General features: G+C 68.2%; 14 protein-coding genes. 12 read left to right on the forward strand and 2 right to left on the reverse strand.

Translation table 11 applies throughout. The annotated features are described in order from the left end of the window. Positions 1–2: 2 nt before the first annotated feature. The 5 genes from atpA (at position 3) to Y710_RS12235 (ending at position 5049) form a co-directional block, all read left to right on the forward strand. Positions 3–1637 (forward strand): F0F1 ATP synthase subunit alpha, encoded by a 1635-nt coding sequence (gene atpA / locus Y710_RS12215; protein ID WP_006896400.1) that lies wholly within the window; start codon positions 3–5, stop codon positions 1635–1637. 1 nt (position 1638) lies between these two features. Then, positions 1639–2592, forward strand: coding sequence for a F0F1 ATP synthase subunit gamma (locus tag Y710_RS12220; RefSeq protein WP_006896399.1), 954 nt, complete (start codon positions 1639–1641; stop codon positions 2590–2592). 38 nt (positions 2593–2630) lie between these two features. Beyond that, a complete protein-coding gene (gene atpD / locus Y710_RS12225) occupies positions 2631–4076 on the forward strand; it encodes a F0F1 ATP synthase subunit beta (RefSeq protein WP_006896398.1) in 1446 nt (481 codons plus the stop codon). 9 nt (positions 4077–4085) lie between these two features. Continuing rightward, positions 4086–4463, forward strand: a complete 378-nt coding sequence (locus Y710_RS12230; RefSeq protein WP_006896397.1) for a F0F1 ATP synthase subunit epsilon — start codon at positions 4086–4088, stop codon at positions 4461–4463. Positions 4464–4599: 136 nt separating this feature from the next. Further along, on the forward strand, positions 4600–5049 hold the full coding sequence (locus Y710_RS12235; RefSeq protein WP_082781303.1) for a DUF2550 domain-containing protein: 450 nt from the start codon (positions 4600–4602) through the stop codon (positions 5047–5049). A gap of 20 nt (positions 5050–5069) precedes the next feature. On the opposite strand, the gene Y710_RS12240 is transcribed toward Y710_RS12235, so the two are convergent. Beyond that, positions 5070–5660, reverse strand: coding sequence for a cob(I)yrinic acid a,c-diamide adenosyltransferase (locus Y710_RS12240; RefSeq protein ID WP_006896395.1), 591 nt, complete (start codon positions 5658–5660; stop codon positions 5070–5072). Between the two features lie 37 nt (positions 5661–5697). Between Y710_RS12240 and murA the strand changes: the two genes are divergently transcribed. The 7 genes from murA (at position 5698) to Y710_RS12275 (ending at position 14225) form a co-directional block, all read left to right on the forward strand. After that, a complete protein-coding gene (gene murA / locus Y710_RS12245) occupies positions 5698–6954 on the forward strand; it encodes a UDP-N-acetylglucosamine 1-carboxyvinyltransferase (RefSeq protein ID WP_006896394.1) in 1257 nt (418 codons plus the stop codon). A 196-nt stretch (positions 6955–7150) separates the two neighbouring features. After that, positions 7151–8422 carry an NDMA-dependent methanol dehydrogenase gene (gene mdo / locus Y710_RS12250; protein WP_062367567.1) on the forward strand — a complete coding sequence of 424 codons (1272 nt, stop codon included), beginning with the start codon at positions 7151–7153 and terminating at the stop codon, positions 8420–8422. A 65-nt stretch (positions 8423–8487) separates the two neighbouring features. Then, positions 8488–9534, forward strand: coding sequence for a MadB family AAA-type ATPase (locus tag Y710_RS12255; protein ID WP_006896392.1), 1047 nt, complete (start codon positions 8488–8490; stop codon positions 9532–9534). Continuing rightward, positions 9531–11033, forward strand: a complete 1503-nt coding sequence (locus Y710_RS12260) for a MadC family VWA domain-containing protein (protein ID WP_006896391.1) — start codon at positions 9531–9533, stop codon at positions 11031–11033. The genes Y710_RS12255 and Y710_RS12260 overlap by 4 nt, the downstream gene beginning before the upstream one ends. 35 nt (positions 11034–11068) lie before the next feature. Next, on the forward strand, positions 11069–12247 hold the full coding sequence (locus tag Y710_RS12265) for an iron-containing alcohol dehydrogenase (RefSeq protein WP_062367568.1): 1179 nt from the start codon (positions 11069–11071) through the stop codon (positions 12245–12247). After that, a complete protein-coding gene (locus Y710_RS12270; RefSeq protein WP_062367569.1) occupies positions 12244–13584 on the forward strand; it encodes a MadS family sensor histidine kinase in 1341 nt (446 codons plus the stop codon). The genes Y710_RS12265 and Y710_RS12270 overlap by 4 nt, the downstream gene beginning before the upstream one ends. Continuing rightward, entirely contained in the window at positions 13584–14225 is a 642-nt protein-coding gene (locus Y710_RS12275; RefSeq protein ID WP_062367570.1) for a MadR family response regulator transcription factor, read from the forward strand. Before Y710_RS12270 ends, Y710_RS12275 begins: the two co-directional genes overlap by 1 nt. A gap of 35 nt (positions 14226–14260) precedes the next feature. Here the strand turns inward: Y710_RS12275 and mftM are convergent, their stop codons facing one another. Beyond that, complete coding sequence (gene mftM, locus Y710_RS12280; protein ID WP_062367571.1) at positions 14261–15103, reverse strand: mycofactocin oligosaccharide methyltransferase MftM; 843 nt, start codon at positions 15101–15103, stop codon at positions 14261–14263. Between the last annotated feature and the right edge of the window lie 311 nt (positions 15104–15414).

Here is a 15414-nt window from a genome sequence, read left to right on the forward strand (position 1 = left end):
ACATGGCGGAGTTGACCATCTCCTCCGATGAAATTCGGAGCGCGATCGCAAGTTACACCGAAGACGTGGGCAACCAGGCCTCGCGAGAAGAGATCGGCACCGTCACCGACACCGGCGACGGCATCGCTCACGTCAGCGGCCTTCCGGGTGCCATGGCCAACGAGCTGCTGGAGTTTCCCGGCGGCATCCGCGGCGTCGCACTGAACCTCGACCTGGACGAGGTCGGCGCCGTCATCCTCGGTGACTCGGAGAACATCGAAGAGGGCCAGGAAGTCAAGCGCACCGGCAACGTCCTGTCGGTCCCGGTCGGCGACAAGTTCCTCGGCCGAGTCATCGACCCGCTGGGCTCGCCGATCGACGGACTGGGCGCCATCGAGTCCGAGGGCGACCGCGTCCTCGAACTGCAGGCAGCCACCGTCCTCGAGCGTCAGCCGGTCGAGGAGTCCCTCGCCACCGGTATCAAGGCCGTCGACGCGATGACCGCGATCGGCCGCGGCCAGCGTCAGCTGGTCATCGGCGACCGCAAGACCGGCAAGACCGCGCTCTGCATCGACGCCATCCTGAACCAGAAGGCCAACTGGGCCACCGGTGATCCGGAGAAGCAGGTCCGCTGCATCTACGTAGCCATCGGTCAGAAGGGCTCGACCATCGCGGGCGTCAAGACCGCCCTCGAAGAGGCGGGCGCGATGGAGTACACCACCATCGTCGCCGCTCCGGCGTCCGACTCGGCCGGCTTCAAGTGGCTCGCACCGTACACCGGCTCGGCCCTCGGCCAGCACTGGATGTACCAGGGCAAGCACGTCCTGATCGTGTTCGACGACCTGTCGAAGCAGGCTGAGGCCTACCGTGCGATCTCGCTGCTGCTGCGCCGCCCGCCGGGCCGCGAGGCGTACCCCGGTGACGTGTTCTACCTGCACTCCCGCCTGCTGGAGCGCTGCGCCAAGCTGTCCGACGAGCTCGGCGGCGGATCGATGACCGGCCTGCCGATCATCGAGACCAAGGCCAACGACGTCTCGGCGTTCATTCCGACCAACGTCATCTCGATCACCGACGGTCAGGTCTTCCTCGAGTCGGACCTGTTCAACAAGGGCGTCCGCCCGGCGATCAACGTCGGTATCTCGGTCTCCCGTGTCGGTGGCGCCGCACAGACCAAGGGCCTCAAGGACGTCTCCGGGTCGCTGCGTCTGGAACTCGCGCAGTTCCGTGAGCTGGAGGCCTTCTCGGCCTTCGCCTCGGACCTGGACGCCGCGTCGAAGGCACAGCTCGAGCGCGGTGCCCGCTGGGTGGAACTGCTCAAGCAGGATCAGTACAGCCCGGTCGCCGTCGAGGACCAGATCGTCTCGCTGTACCTCTGCGGCGAGGGCTTCATGGACTCGGTGCCGGTGGCCGACATCCGCCGCTTCGAGGCCGAGCTCCTCGGCGATCTGCGGCACACCGCTTCCGGTGTGTACAGCAACATCGCCGGCGGCAAGAAGCTCACCGACGAGGACAAGGCCGCACTCGCGACCGCCACGAACAACTTCAAGGCCGGCTTCATCGCCTCTGACGGCAGCCGTGTCGTCGAGGTCGAGGCCGACCCGCTGGCGCCCGAGGACGTCGAGTCCGAGACGATCCGAGTGACGAAGAAGCTGAAGTAACATGGCAACCATTCGGGAGCTGCGCTCACGGATCAAGTCGATTCAATCGACGAAGAAGATCACGAAGGCGCAGGAGCTGATCGCGACCTCACGGATCACCAAGGCTCAGGCACGGGTGGCTGCCGCCCGTCCCTACGCCCAGGAGATCACCCGGGTCGTCACGACGCTGGCGAACGCCTCCACGTCCCTCGACAGCCCGCTGCTGGTCGATCGGGAGAACCCGCGCCGCGCCGCGGTCCTGGTCGTCACCAGCGACAGCGGTCAGTGCGGCGGGTACAACTCGAACGTGCTGAAGGAGACCGAGGAACTCCTCTCGTTGCTCCGCAGCGAGGGCAAGGAACCGGTCGTGTACGTGATGGGCCGCAAGGGCATCGGGTACTACACCTTCCGCGACCGTCCGGTGGCCGCCGGCTGGTCCGGGTTCTCCCAGCAGCCGAAGTTCTCCGACAGCGCCGACGCGGTCCACCACCTCGTGGACTCCTTCCTCGCCGGATCCGGTGAGTCGGTGGCGCTGCCCGAGGGCGGCGAGATCGAGGGCGTCGACGAACTGCACATCGTCTACACGCGTTTCGTGTCGATGCTGACGCAGAAGCCGGTGGTGCGCCGAATGGCGCCGATCGACGTCGAGTTCGAGATCGAGCAGTTGAACATGGGGGAGGACATCCTCGAGGACTCCGCCAACGCCGAGGTGAGCGCCGAGGTGGAGTTCGAGCCTGAGGCCAAGGAACTGCTCGACGCGCTGCTGCCGAAGTACGTGGCATCGCGGATCTTCGCTGCGCTGCTCGAGTCGGCGGCATCGGAGAATGCGGCACGTCGTACCGCCATGAAGGCGGCGACCGACAACGCGACCGAGCTCGAGAGGAACCTGTCCCGTCAGGCCAACGCGGCCCGTCAGGCGCAGATCACCCAGGAAATCAGCGAGATCGTCGGCGGCGTCGAAGCGCTGGCGAACTGATCGCGACACAAGACACACCTGAAGGAAAGTGAAGAACAATGACTGCAGCAGTCACTGATACGCCGGGGGCCGCGTCCGCGACAGCCGGTCGTGTCGCCCGGGTGATCGGCCCCGTCGTCGATGTCGAGTTCCCGCGCGGCGCCATTCCCGCCCTGTTCAACGCCCTGCACGCGGAGGTCACCCTTCCGGCGGTCGCGAAGACCCTGACGCTCGAGGTCGCTCAGCACCTCGGCGACAACGTCGTCCGCACCGTCTCGATGCAGCCCACCGACGGCCTCGTCCGCGGTGCGGCCGTCGTCGACACCGGCAAGCCGATCTCGGTTCCCGTCGGTGACGTCGTCAAGGGCCACGTCTTCAACGCGCTGGGCGACTGCCTGGATGCGCCGGGCACCGGTCGCGACGGCGAGCAGTGGGGTATCCACCGCAAGCCGCCGGCCTTCGATCAGCTCGAGGGCAAGACCGAGATCCTCGAGACCGGCATCAAGGTCATCGACCTGCTGACCCCGTACGTCAAGGGCGGCAAGATCGGTCTGTTCGGCGGCGCCGGTGTCGGCAAGACCGTTCTGATCCAGGAGATGATCACCCGTATCGCTCGCGAGTTCTCGGGCACCTCGGTGTTCGCGGGCGTCGGCGAGCGTACGCGTGAGGGCACCGACCTCCACCTCGAGATGGAGGAGATGGGCGTTCTTCAGGACACCGCGCTGGTGTTCGGCCAGATGGACGAGCCGCCGGGCACGCGTATGCGCGTCGCTCTCTCGGCCCTGACCATGGCCGAGTACTTCCGCGACGTGCAGCACCAGGACGTGCTGCTGTTCATCGACAACATCTTCCGTTTCACCCAGGCCGGTTCCGAGGTCTCGACCCTGCTCGGCCGTATGCCTTCGGCTGTGGGTTACCAGCCCACGCTGGCCGACGAGATGGGCGAGCTGCAGGAGCGCATCACCTCGACCAAGGGCCGTTCGATCACCTCGCTGCAGGCGATCTACGTCCCCGCGGACGACTACACCGACCCCGCGCCGGCGACCACGTTCGCGCACCTCGACGCCACCACCGAGCTCTCGCGCCCGATCTCGCAGCTGGGTATCTACCCGGCCGTGGATCCGCTGACCTCGACCTCGCGAATCCTCGAGGCCTCGATCGTGGGCGACGAGCACTTCCGCGTCGCCAACGAGGTCAAGCGCATCCTGCAGAAGTACAAGGAGCTGCAGGACATCATCGCGATCCTCGGTATGGACGAGCTCTCGGAAGAGGACAAGGTCACGGTCGCGCGCGCCCGTCGCCTGCAGAAGTTCCTCGGCCAGAACTTCCTGGTCGCCGAGAAGTTCACCGGCCAGAAGGGTTCGGTCGTCCCGCTGTCGGACACCATCGAGGCCTTCGACCGCGTGTGCAAGGGCGAGTTCGATCACCTGCCCGAGCAGGCCTTCAACAGCTGCGGCGGGCTCGACGACGTCGAGGCTGCAGCCAAGAAGATCGCCGGAAAGTAGTCGCTGCTCATGGCTGACAAGACTTTCCGACTCGAGGTCGTCTCGCCGGACTCGGAACTGTACTCCGGCGACGCGACGTTCCTCGTGGCTCAGACCACCGTCGGCGAACTCGGCATTCTCGCGAGCCACGCTCCGATGCTGGCTGAGCTCGCTCCCGGCGGCTGCGTCGTCGTGACCGAGTCCGGTGGAAACCGGACCGCGTTCGCGGTGCAGGGCGGATTCCTGTCGGTGACCGGCGAGTCGGTCACCGTGCTCGCCGAGCACGCGCAGTTCGCCTCCGACATCGATGTCGCCGCCGAGCGCTCGGTGCTGGAGTCGGCCGACGAGGGCAGCGCGGAGTTCCTCCGGGCCAAGTCCCGGGTCCGCGCCGCGGAAGCCGTGGGCTGACCGGGAGACTGCGACATTGCGCGCAGCAGATGTGATTTAGACGACGACAGCCGTCCTGCTCTGCAGGGCGGCTGTCGTCGTCTCAGGAAGGGCTCATCCGCGGTCGTGTATACCTGCATGTGAGGAGGTTGATGCGGTGCCGATGTGGGTATGGGTGATCGTCGGCGTCGTCGTGGCCGGCCTGTTCGTGGCCGCAGGCGTCGTCTACCGGCTGATCGAGGTCCGGCGCGCCGGGACTCCGGTGCTGCTGCGGTCGCGGCCCGCCGACGCCGATCAGGGCTGGCGGCACGGGTCGGTGCAGTACGGCGACGACGCCCTCGCGTACTACCGCCTCAGTTCCCTGCGTCCGGGCCCCACCGTCAGCCTCTCGCGCCGCCGGATCGAGATCGTGGGACGCCGAGCCCCGGTCGGCACCGAACTGGAGATCATGGACGCCGACTTCGCCATCGTCGAGCTGTCGATAGGGCGCTCCGGTGCCGGTGGCCGCTACGAAATCGGCATGAGCCCGGCGGTCTCCACGGCCTTCCAGTCGTGGATCGAGGCGCGTGCCCCGAAGCGGTCCAAGCGGCGTCGTCCGGCCGCCTGATACCGGGCGCGCCCCGCTCCTCACCGCTTCCGGTCGCCTCCCGGAACCCACTTGACGTCGCCGACCCCGGCGCGCACGTTGCTGACCCGTGCCAGGATGAAGAGCAGGTCGGAGAGCCGGTTGAGGTACTTGGCCGGAAGCACGGACGAATCGTCGGGATGTTCGGCGATCGCCGCCCAGGCGGAGCGCTCGGCTCGCCTGGTCACCACCCGCGCCTGGTGCAGAAGCGCCGACAGCCCGGTACCGCCGGGGAGGATGAACGAGTCCAGGGGAGCGAGCTCGGCGCCGAAGGAGTCGCACCAGGCTTCGAGCGCGTCGATGTACTCCGGTTCGATCCGCAGCGGCGGATACTTCGGATCGTCGACGACCGGGGTGGAGAGATCGGCCCCGGCGTCGAAGAGGTCGTTCTGGACCGTGGTCAGGACCTCCGCGATATCGGGCGGGACGTCCGCGGCGAGCGTGAGAGCGGCTCCGATGGCCGCGTTGGCCTCATCGCAGTCGGCGTACGCGACCACTCGGGAGTCGGTCTTCGGGACTCGTGAGAAGTCGGAGAGACCGGTGGTCCCGTCGTCGCCGGTGCGGGTGTAGATGCGCGTGAGATGGACTGCCATGTCTGTCAACCTACGCGTCCGGCGATAAGCTGTGTGCGTGAGTGATCGCTACTTGGTTACTGGTGGGGCACGGCTGGCGGGAGAGGTGACGGTTGGGGGAGCCAAGAACAGCGTTCTGAAGCTCATGGCGGCGGCACTGCTCGCGGAGGGCCGCACAGTTCTGACCAATGCGCCCGAGATCGCCGACGTCCCGCTGATGGCGGACGTGCTGCGCGGACTCGGCGCCGAGGTGATGATCGACGGCGACGTGGTGGTGATCGACGTGCCCGCCGAGCCCGAGTACCACGCGGACTTCGACGCGGTGAAGCAGTTCCGCGCCTCGGTCTGTGTGCTGGGCCCGCTGATGGCCCGGCGACGCCGGGCGGTGGTGGCCCTGCCGGGCGGTGACGCCATCGGTTCCCGGCCGCTCGACATGCACCAGGCCGGACTGCGCGCGCTGGGGGCACAGAGTGCGATCGAGCACGGCTGCGTGGTCGCCGAGGCCGAGGAACTCACCGGTGCGGCGGTCGCGCTGGAGTTCCCCTCGGTGGGAGCCACCGAGAACATCCTGATGGCGGCCGTGCTCGCCGAGGGCGTCACGACCATCGACAACGCCGCTCGCGAACCGGAGATCGTCGACCTCTGTGAGATGTTGATCCAGATGGGCGCCCGAATCGACGGCGTCGGCTCGCCCACGCTCACTGTCACCGGCGTGCGGTCGCTGAGCCCGACCCGCCACCACGTGGTCGGCGACCGGATCGTCGCCGGAACCTGGGGAGTGGCTGCGGCGATGACCCGCGGCGACATCCGGGTGCGCGGCGTGGACCCTGATCATCTCCGACTCGTGCTGAAGAAGCTCGAAGACGCGGGGTCCACGGTGGAGCGGTTCGACGACGGTTTCCGCGTGGTGCAGGCAGGCCGGCCGGTGGCGGTGAACACCGCGACGCTGCCGTATCCGGGCTACCCGACCGACATGCAGCCGATGGCGATCGGGCTGGCGGCCGTCTCCGAGGGCATGTCGATGATCACCGAGAACGTCTTCGAGGCGCGCTTCCGGTTCGTCGAGGAGATGGTGCGGCTCGGCGCCGACGCCCGCACCGACGGGCACCACGCGGTGATCCGCGGTGTCGAGACGCTTTCGAGCGCGCCGGTGTGGTCGTCCGACATCCGTGCCGGCGTCGGTCTGGTGCTGGCGGGTCTGGTCGCCGACGGCGTCACCGAGGTGCACGACGTGGAGCACATCGACCGCGGGTACCCGAACTTCGAAGAGCAGCTGAGCGCGCTCGGCGGCAAGATCGAGCGCGTCTCCGGCTGAACGCCCCTTCGTCGTTCGCCCTCCTTCAACGCAGAACCTGTCCGAACGGCCAGGTGCGTCTCCCATCCGCTCGGGCTGATCCTCTCGGCGCCGGGTCAGGGCCCCTTGTCGCCATGATGTGACGGGGAACACGCTGGTGGGGACCGTTTCGGCAACGGGGTGCACCGCATCCCGGACAGAAGGAGTTGACCAGCCCATGGCAATCGAGCTGAATCAGATCTGGGACTTCCCGATCAAGGAGTTCCACCCGTTCCCGAAGGCGAAGCTCGGCGTCGGCGCGCACGACATGCTCGGTGTCGAAGCCAAGGAACTCGGCATGACCCGCGTGCTGTTGATGACGACCGGCCTGCGCGGTTCCGGGATCATCGAGGAGCTGACCGGGAAGATCGAGTACCAGGGCGTCGACGTGGTCCTGTTCGACGAGGTGCAGTCGAACCCGAAGGACACCAACGCGATGGACGCCGCGGCTCGCTACCAGTCGGAGAAGTGCGACGGGATCGTCTCGGTCGGCGGCGGCTCGAGCCACGATGCGGCGAAGGGCGCGCGAATGGTGATCGCGCACGACGGCCGCAACATCAACGAGTTCGAAGGCTTCTCCAAGGCCACCAATAAGGAGAACCCGAAGCACATCGCGGTCTCGACCACCGCGGGCACGGGTTCGGAGACGTCGTGGGCGTACGTCATCACCGACACCTCCGACATGGACAAGCCGCACAAGTGGGTGGCCTTCGACGACACCTGCCTGGTGGATCTGGCGATGGACGATCCGTTGCTCTACTACTCGTGCCCGCAGGAGTTCACCGCGTACTGCGGTTTCGACGTCCTCGCACACGCCAGTGAGCCGTACGTCTCGCGACTGGACTTCGCGCCCTCGCTGGGGAACGCCAAGTACTCGATCGAGCTGATCGCGAAACACCTGCCCACCGCCGTCTACGACCCCCACAACCTGGAGGCACGGACCGGCATGATGCACGCCCAGTACATCGCGGCCCAGGCGTTCAACTCGGGCGGTCTCGGCCAGATCCACTCGATGTCGCATGCGGTCAGCGCGTACTTCGACCTGCATCACGGACTGAACAACGCGATCGCGTTGCCGCGCGTGTGGGAGTACAACCTGCCGGCGCGGTACGAGCGATTCGCCGAGATCGCGCCGCTGATGGGCGTCGACACCCGCAACATGACGACGGTGCAGGCGGCCGACGCCGCGGTCGAGGCCGCGATCCGGCTGTCGAAGGACCTCGGCATTCCCGACAACTTCGGCTCGGTGCACCCCGACACCTACCAGAAGAACCGGATGAACACGGGCAAGTACGAAGGCCGCGGCTCGTCGATCGACACCTCCGACGAGATGATCCGCACCATCTCCGAGCACATGATGGAGGACTGGTGCACGCCGGCCAATCCGCGCGAATGCACGGTCGAGTCGCAGATTCCGATGATCCGCCACGCGATGACCGGAAGCTACTGATCGCGACGGTCGAGCAGGACGAGGAGATACGTGCCGTGATGGAGACGACGAAGACGAGGAAGCCTGTGCCTGCCGAACCGCGGGACGGCGAACCGATCGCGCAGTTCGAGACGGTCGACGACCTGACCGCGTCGCTGGAGGCGCAGGGTTATCTGATCGAGCCGGACCTCGCGGTGGTGCTGCACCTCGCGACCCTGCTCGACCGTCCGTTGCTGCTGGAGGGCCCGGCCGGCGTCGGGAAGACGGAGCTGGCGAAGGCCCTCGCCGCGGCGTCGGGCCGGGAACTCATCAGGCTCCAGTGCTACGAGGGCCTCGACGACGCGCGGGCGCTGTACGAGTGGGACTACGCACGCCAACTGCTGCACGTGCAGATGCTCCGTGACCGCATCAGCGACGAACTGGCGGCCCACGAGACGCTCTCGGCCGCGTCGTCGGCGCTCGCGCGAACCGACGTCGGCGTGTACACCGAGGACTTCCTGGTGCCGCGTCCGCTCCTCGCGGCCATCATGTCCACGGCGCCGACGGTGCTCTTGGTCGACGAGATCGACCGCACGGACGAGGCGATGGAGGCGGTGATGCTGGAGGTGCTCGCCGAACGCCAGGTGACCGTTCCCGAACTCGGCACCTTCGTCGCGCGGTCGGCGCCGTGGGTGATCCTCACCTCCAACGACACCCGGGAGCTCTCGCCCGCGCTCAAGCGGCGGTGTCTGCACTTCCAGGTGTCGTACCCGACGGCCGAGCGGGAGCAGCGCATCGTGGCGGTGCGGGCGCCCGGGGTGCCCGAGGCGGTGGTCGCCGACGTCGTCGATCTGGCGCGCCGGCTCCGCGAACTCCCGCTCCGCAAGAGTCCGTCGATCGCCGAGGTGATCGACGCGGCGCGGGCCGCGGCACTCCTGGGTGATCGGCGAGCCGGTGACGGCGACCCGGCGTTGATGTCGTTGCTGGTGAAGTTCGGCACCGACCTCGACCAGGTGCGACGGCTCCTCGCGTCCGATCTCGGATCGGGTGCGAAGGCCGGATCGGGGACGGCGGGTTCGGGCGTGACGGGTTCGGGGACCGCCACCGCCTTCGGTGCCGGCCGGGCCCGGTCCGGTGCCGGAGCGCGGCGATGACCGTGCTCGACGGTCTCGCCGTGGCCTTCGGCCACACGCTGCGAGCCCACGGCCTCCCGGCGTCGCCCGCGGAGGTGATCGAGATCCGGCGTGTGATGGACATCGTCGGAGCGGCCGATCTCGATCGCCTCCGGACGGGGCTCCGGTGCGCCAGCGTGAAGTACTCGCACGAGCAGCCGATGTTCGAGCGTGCGTTCGCGACCTACTTCGGTCTCGGCCGGCCCGAGGAGACGGCCGCCGATCGGCCGAAGGTGCGGACCGTCGTCAACGATCTGCCCGACGACGTCGCCTGGGACGAGGACTTCACCGGCGCCGGACGGATGATCGGTGCCGACGAGCACACCGAGGAGATCGGCGATCTGATGATCGACGATCCCGATGCCGCCGAACGGACGGGCGAGAGCTCGCACCGCGAGGACGACGATTTCTCCGTCTCGTCCGGCACCGAGGAACTGCAGGTCGCGACCGAATCGGACAACGTGAGCAGCGGTGCGACGTACACGATCGATGTCGACCACGCCGCTGCCGCGGACGTCGGAGAACTGGTCGCGAGCACCGCGCGCGTCCAGGGCGGCGCGCTGTCGCTGGCCGACGCGGCCAGTCTGCTGCGCGCGCTCGGCGCGGGTGACGGCCGGACGGCGTACGAGCAGGACGGTCCGTGCGACCAGGTCGCCGGGCTCGGCGCCGAACGGCGCGAGGCGCTGGAGGAAGCCCTCGCGCGGTTCGTCGACGCACTGTCGGAGCGGATCGAGACGGTGGCGGCCGATCCGGCCGGGACTGCCGTCGAACACCGCGACCAGGCCGATCTCGATCGGGCCTGTCATCGGCTGGTCCAGCGGATGCGAGGAGCTCCGAGACGGGTTCCCCGACTCGCCGACACCGGCCGTCTGGACATGCGAGCCACCATGCGCGCGGCGATCGCGACCGACGGGATTCCCGTCGACCTGTGGCGACGCCGGACCGTGCCCGGGCCGGTGCGACTGTTGGTGATCGTGGACGTCTCCCTATCGGTGCGCCCGGTCGCCGGCTTCATCCTGCGGCTCGCTCAGACCCTGCACCGCTTCGGCGATCGATGCGAGGTGATGGCCTTCGTCGACGATCCGGTGCTTGTGACGCCGGCTCTGCGGGCCGCCGACACCGACGACGCTCTGGCGGCAGTCCTGGCCGCCGACGGTCTCGACCTCGCCGCGACGAGCGACTACGGACGCACCTGGGCCGCCGTGCTCGACCGCTTCGGCGACCTGCTCTCCCGGCGGACCAGCGTGCTGGTGGTCGGGGACGGACGGAGCAACGCCTTCGATCCCCGGGTGGACCTCTTCGCCGAGATCGCGCGCCGCGCTTACCGAGTGGCCTGGCTGACGCCGGAACCCTCCCGATACTGGAACCAAACCGGTTGTGCGCTAGGCGATTACGCCGAACACTGTGCCGGTGTCGTGAGCGCGCGCGACGGTGAAGAGATCCTCACCCGGTGCGATGAACTCGGCGCGGCGCTGCGCTGAGCGGGGTAGCGTCACCGGCGAACAGGAGGTGATCGGTGAACGGTGACCGGGCGCCGCGGCGCGCCACCACCAGCGTCGCGAAGTTTCACACGCCGGAGATCGTGCTCGGCCCCGGATCGTTCCCGGAGGCCGCCGTGGCCGTCGCCGGGCTCGGGGTCCGCCGACCGCTGGTGGTCTCCGACCGCCGCCTGGAGGCCGCGCCCTGGTACGGCGCACTGCTCGACGACCTCCGTGCCCAGGGTCTGAGTCCGGCGTCGTATCTGGACGTGACGCCGAACCCTCGGGCGGGCGAGGTGGCCGACGGCTTCGCCGCGTATCGCGCACACGGTGCCGACGGCCTCATCGCCCTCGGAGGGGGATCGGTGATCGACACGGCCAAGGGCGTCGCCGTGCTCGCGTCGAACGGCGGGGTGATCCTCGAGTACGAGGGCATCGACCGTGCGGTGCGGCCGCTGCCGCCGCTGGTCGCAGTGCCGACCACAGCCGGCAGCGGGGCCGACGTCTCTCAGTTCTGCATCATCAACGATCCCGAGCGGCGGACCAAGGTCACCATCATCGGGCGCACGTTGGTGCCGAATGTGACGGTGATCGATCCGACGCTGCTCACCACCGCACCGCCGGAAGTGACCGCGCAGGCGGGGATGGACACGCTCACCCATTGCGTCGAGGCGTACGTGTCCCTGGCTCACGGTAGGCTCACGGACTCGCTCGCGCTCGAGTCGCTCAGCGGAGTGTGGAATAACCTGGAACGGCTGGTCGACGACCCGCGCGACGCCGGAGCCGGCGAGGAGATGGCGCTGGCGTCGCTGCGGGCCGGTATGGCGTTCACCAACGCGATCCTCGGCGCCGCCCACGCCATGAGCCACCCGGTCGGCGGATACTGCGACGCCCCGCACGGCACCATCAATTCCGTCCTGTTGCCGCACGTCATCCGCTACAACGCCGTGGTGTGCGCGGACGACTTCGTGCAACTCGCCGACGCCGTCGGGCTGGCGACGTCGGGAGACCCGCGGGCCGTGGCCGACCGGCTGGCCGACGCCGTCGCACGGCTCGCGGCGCGGGTCGGCATGCCCGACACGTTGTCGCCCCTCGGCGTGCGGTCCGGTGACCTGGATCTGCTCACCTCGCACGCTCTGGCGGATTCGTGCATGATCACCAACCCGCGGCGGCCGGAGGAGGCCGCGATCCTCGACCTGTACCGGCAGGCGATGTGACCGTGCCCGAGAAGGAACCGGATCTCGCCAGCCTCGTCGGCCTGCGCACCGTCAAAGCCGGGCACTACGCGCAGTTCCGGGGCACGGCGGCGCGCCTGAGCCGGGTGATGACCGCGTTGGAGGGGATCTCGAAGGCACTGGTGCAGACCGCCGAGGGGCCCGAGGCACTGGTGGTCGCGGTGGTCGAGACGGTACGAGACCATCTCGGCGCCGACTGGGTGCTGTTCGCGCTGGCCGACGGTCAGTTGGGCAAGACCACCCCGCGGCACCTGATCGCGTCGGGGGACGGGCGGATCATGGCCTTCGAGGGCGTCCGGATCGCGACCGAGCCGACGGATCTGCCCGATCAGGTGCTCAACCGGCTCAACGACGTCCTGCGCGGCGAACGCGATGTCCTTCACGGCCCGATCGTCTCCGAGCATCACATCCATGTGCCGGTCGAATTGGACGGGCGAGTGGTGGGCGGACTGTCGGCGTGGACGCCCGCCGACCGCGACGTCGACCCGGCCGATCTCATGGTTCTGCGCATCCTCGCCGGTCAGGCAACCGTGGCGATGGTCAATGCCGCGCTGTTCGCGGAGACCGACCGTCGGGCTGAGGAACTCGCGGAGCGGAACTCGGAACTGCTCCGGACCCAGCGCGAGCTGTCCGCGGCCCAGCGCACCGCACTCTTGGGCGGCGAGCGGGCGCGCATCGCGCGGGAGCTGCACGACTCGGTCGGTCAGTCGGTTCTCTCGGCCGGGCTGCAGATGGAACTGTGCCGCCCGTCGGTGTCGGGTCCGGCCGCCGACCACGTCGACAAGGCGGTCCGGCTCACTCGCGACGCGATGGAGCAGTTGCGGAACGCGATCTACACGCTCGCCGATGCGCGGACACCGGCGCCCAGCATCGCCGAGACCCTCGATGAATTGTGCGCCCTGCACATGCCTGCCGACACACAGACGTCAGTGACCGTCCGTGGGCGGCCGCGCGAGCTCTCCGGCGACCTCCAGCACGCCGTGCTGCGGATCGCGGGGGAGTCCTTGTTCAATGCCGCCGTGCACTCCGAGGCCGAACGGGTGAACGTCACCTTCGGCTACACCGATGAGCGGGTGACGCTGTGGGTGGACGACGACGGGGCCGGAGATCCCGACGACCTGCGTTCGGTTCTGCGGGCAGCACTGGCCGGAGACCGCGCGGCCGGCCGTCATCGGGGATTGGCGAACATGGCGTCTCGGGCCGAAGAACTCGGCGGGACTCTGCGTATCCGCAGGTCGCGGCTCGGTGGCGTGCGGATCGCCGCCGTGTTGCCGCTCGTTCCGCCGGGTTCCGGCGACTCGGTGGAGGAGGAGATCTGATGGGTGCACCGATACGTACGGTCCTGATCGATGATCACGCGTTGCTGCGCGAAGGCCTGCGGTCGTTGCTGGAGCGGGACGACGACGTGGTGGTGGTCGGCGAGGCCGGAACCTTCGACGCCGCGCTGGCCGAGATCGCCCACTGTGCGCCCGATGTGGTCGTGGTGGATCTCAAGCTCACGGCGGGTACCGAATACGAGGGTCTGCGCCTGATCCGGGAGATAGCCAAGCGGAATCCCGGGGTCGCGACTCTGGTGCTCACCACGTTCCTCGACGACGATCTGGTGGTGCGGGCCGTCCGCGCCGGCGCCAAGGGGTACGTGGTCAAGGACGTCGACACCACCGAACTGATCCGCGCCATCCGCACCGTCTCGACGGGCGGAAGCGCCTTCGACCCGCGGAGTGCCGCGATCGTGCTCCGCACCGTGTCCGGTGAGCACGAGGCGCCGGCGGATCTCACCGACCGCGAACGCGAAGTACTCAAGCTGCTGGCGGACGGAAAATCGAATGCCGAGATCGGCAGAACGCTGTTCATCTCGGAATCGACGGTGAAGTTCCACATCCGCAATGTGATCCGGAAGCTCGGGGTCTCGAAGCGCACGGACGCGGTGTACGTCGCGAGCAAGCGCGGACTGATCTGATCGCGACCCCGGCGGTGAATGACGGCCGTCTTCGTCTACAGGTCGATGACGAGCCAGCCACCGTGGTCGGCGAAGATCGTCGTGCGGTGCTCACCGACCGCCTGCGCCCACTGCCGGAGGTCGGCCTCGCGGAGCAGCTCGAGGTGGCCGAAGTGGGGACACACTTCATCCTCGTACGGCACCGCGACCACCACGCGACTCCGCGCGACCCGGCAACATTCGGCGATCGCGGTGCAGACATCGTCTGCGGGGAGGTGCTCCAGAAGATGCAGTATCGTCACTGTGTCGAAACTGTCATCAGTGAAAGGCAGGCGGCGAACATCGCCCGGGACGGTCGTCACCGGGAGATTCAGGCTCGACGAGGCGCGGCCGAGGAGGTCCAGGGCGCCCTGGCAGATGTCGGTGGCCGTCACCGCGAATCCGTCGCCGGCGCACTGCAGGGCGAAGAAGCCGAAGCACGAGCCCACCTCGAGGACGGATTCGCCGACGAGAAGGCCGCGAGCGCGGCGATGGATCGGACTGAACGGCACTGAGCCATCACGGAGTTCCCGGACTGAGTTGCGATAGAAGGCGACCCAGGCCTCGTCCGAATCGGCGGTGCACCCGGTGATGAGTTCGACCGCCGCAGCCTCGAACTCCTCCTGGCCGGCGATCGCGCCGGCCGACACCAGCGCGGTGAGTTCGCCGACAACCACCGAATCGCTGATGTCGCGTGGACCGTAGGGGTGCGCCAGCTCGAGCAGATCGCCGGATCGTCGCCACCTCAGCCGACCGGATCCTCGGAAACCGGCGACTGCCGAGCGGCCGGACACGGTCTCGACGACCAAGCCACGTGTCGGCGTAGATAGAGCGGCTGGGAGTGCGGTGGCGGTGCTCATTCTCCGACGCTAAGACGGTGGCGCCCTCGGGGTAACTGACCCAACGGTCGTGGGAGCTGACCGAAAGTACAGGTCTGCGACCGTCGACCTGCGGAAACCGCCGAATGTTCACTCTCGCGACCTGGCGATTTGACCTTCCGGGCCGCGCTGCGTAACTTATTGCAGGTCAGCGCGTCGGTGCTGGCGAGCGAAATGTCCTTCCGGTCGGTGAGTTGATCTTGCCGGGGTGGTGGGGGTAGAGTAGCGGTCCTGCGTCTGGCGGACTTCCCGTTCTTCTTCGGAGTTCGAGAATGTCGCGGTTGCAGGGAAGA

The organism is Gordonia sp. QH-12, assembly GCF_001578675.1.
Lineage (GTDB): Bacteria > Actinomycetota > Actinomycetes > Mycobacteriales > Mycobacteriaceae > Gordonia > Gordonia sihwensis.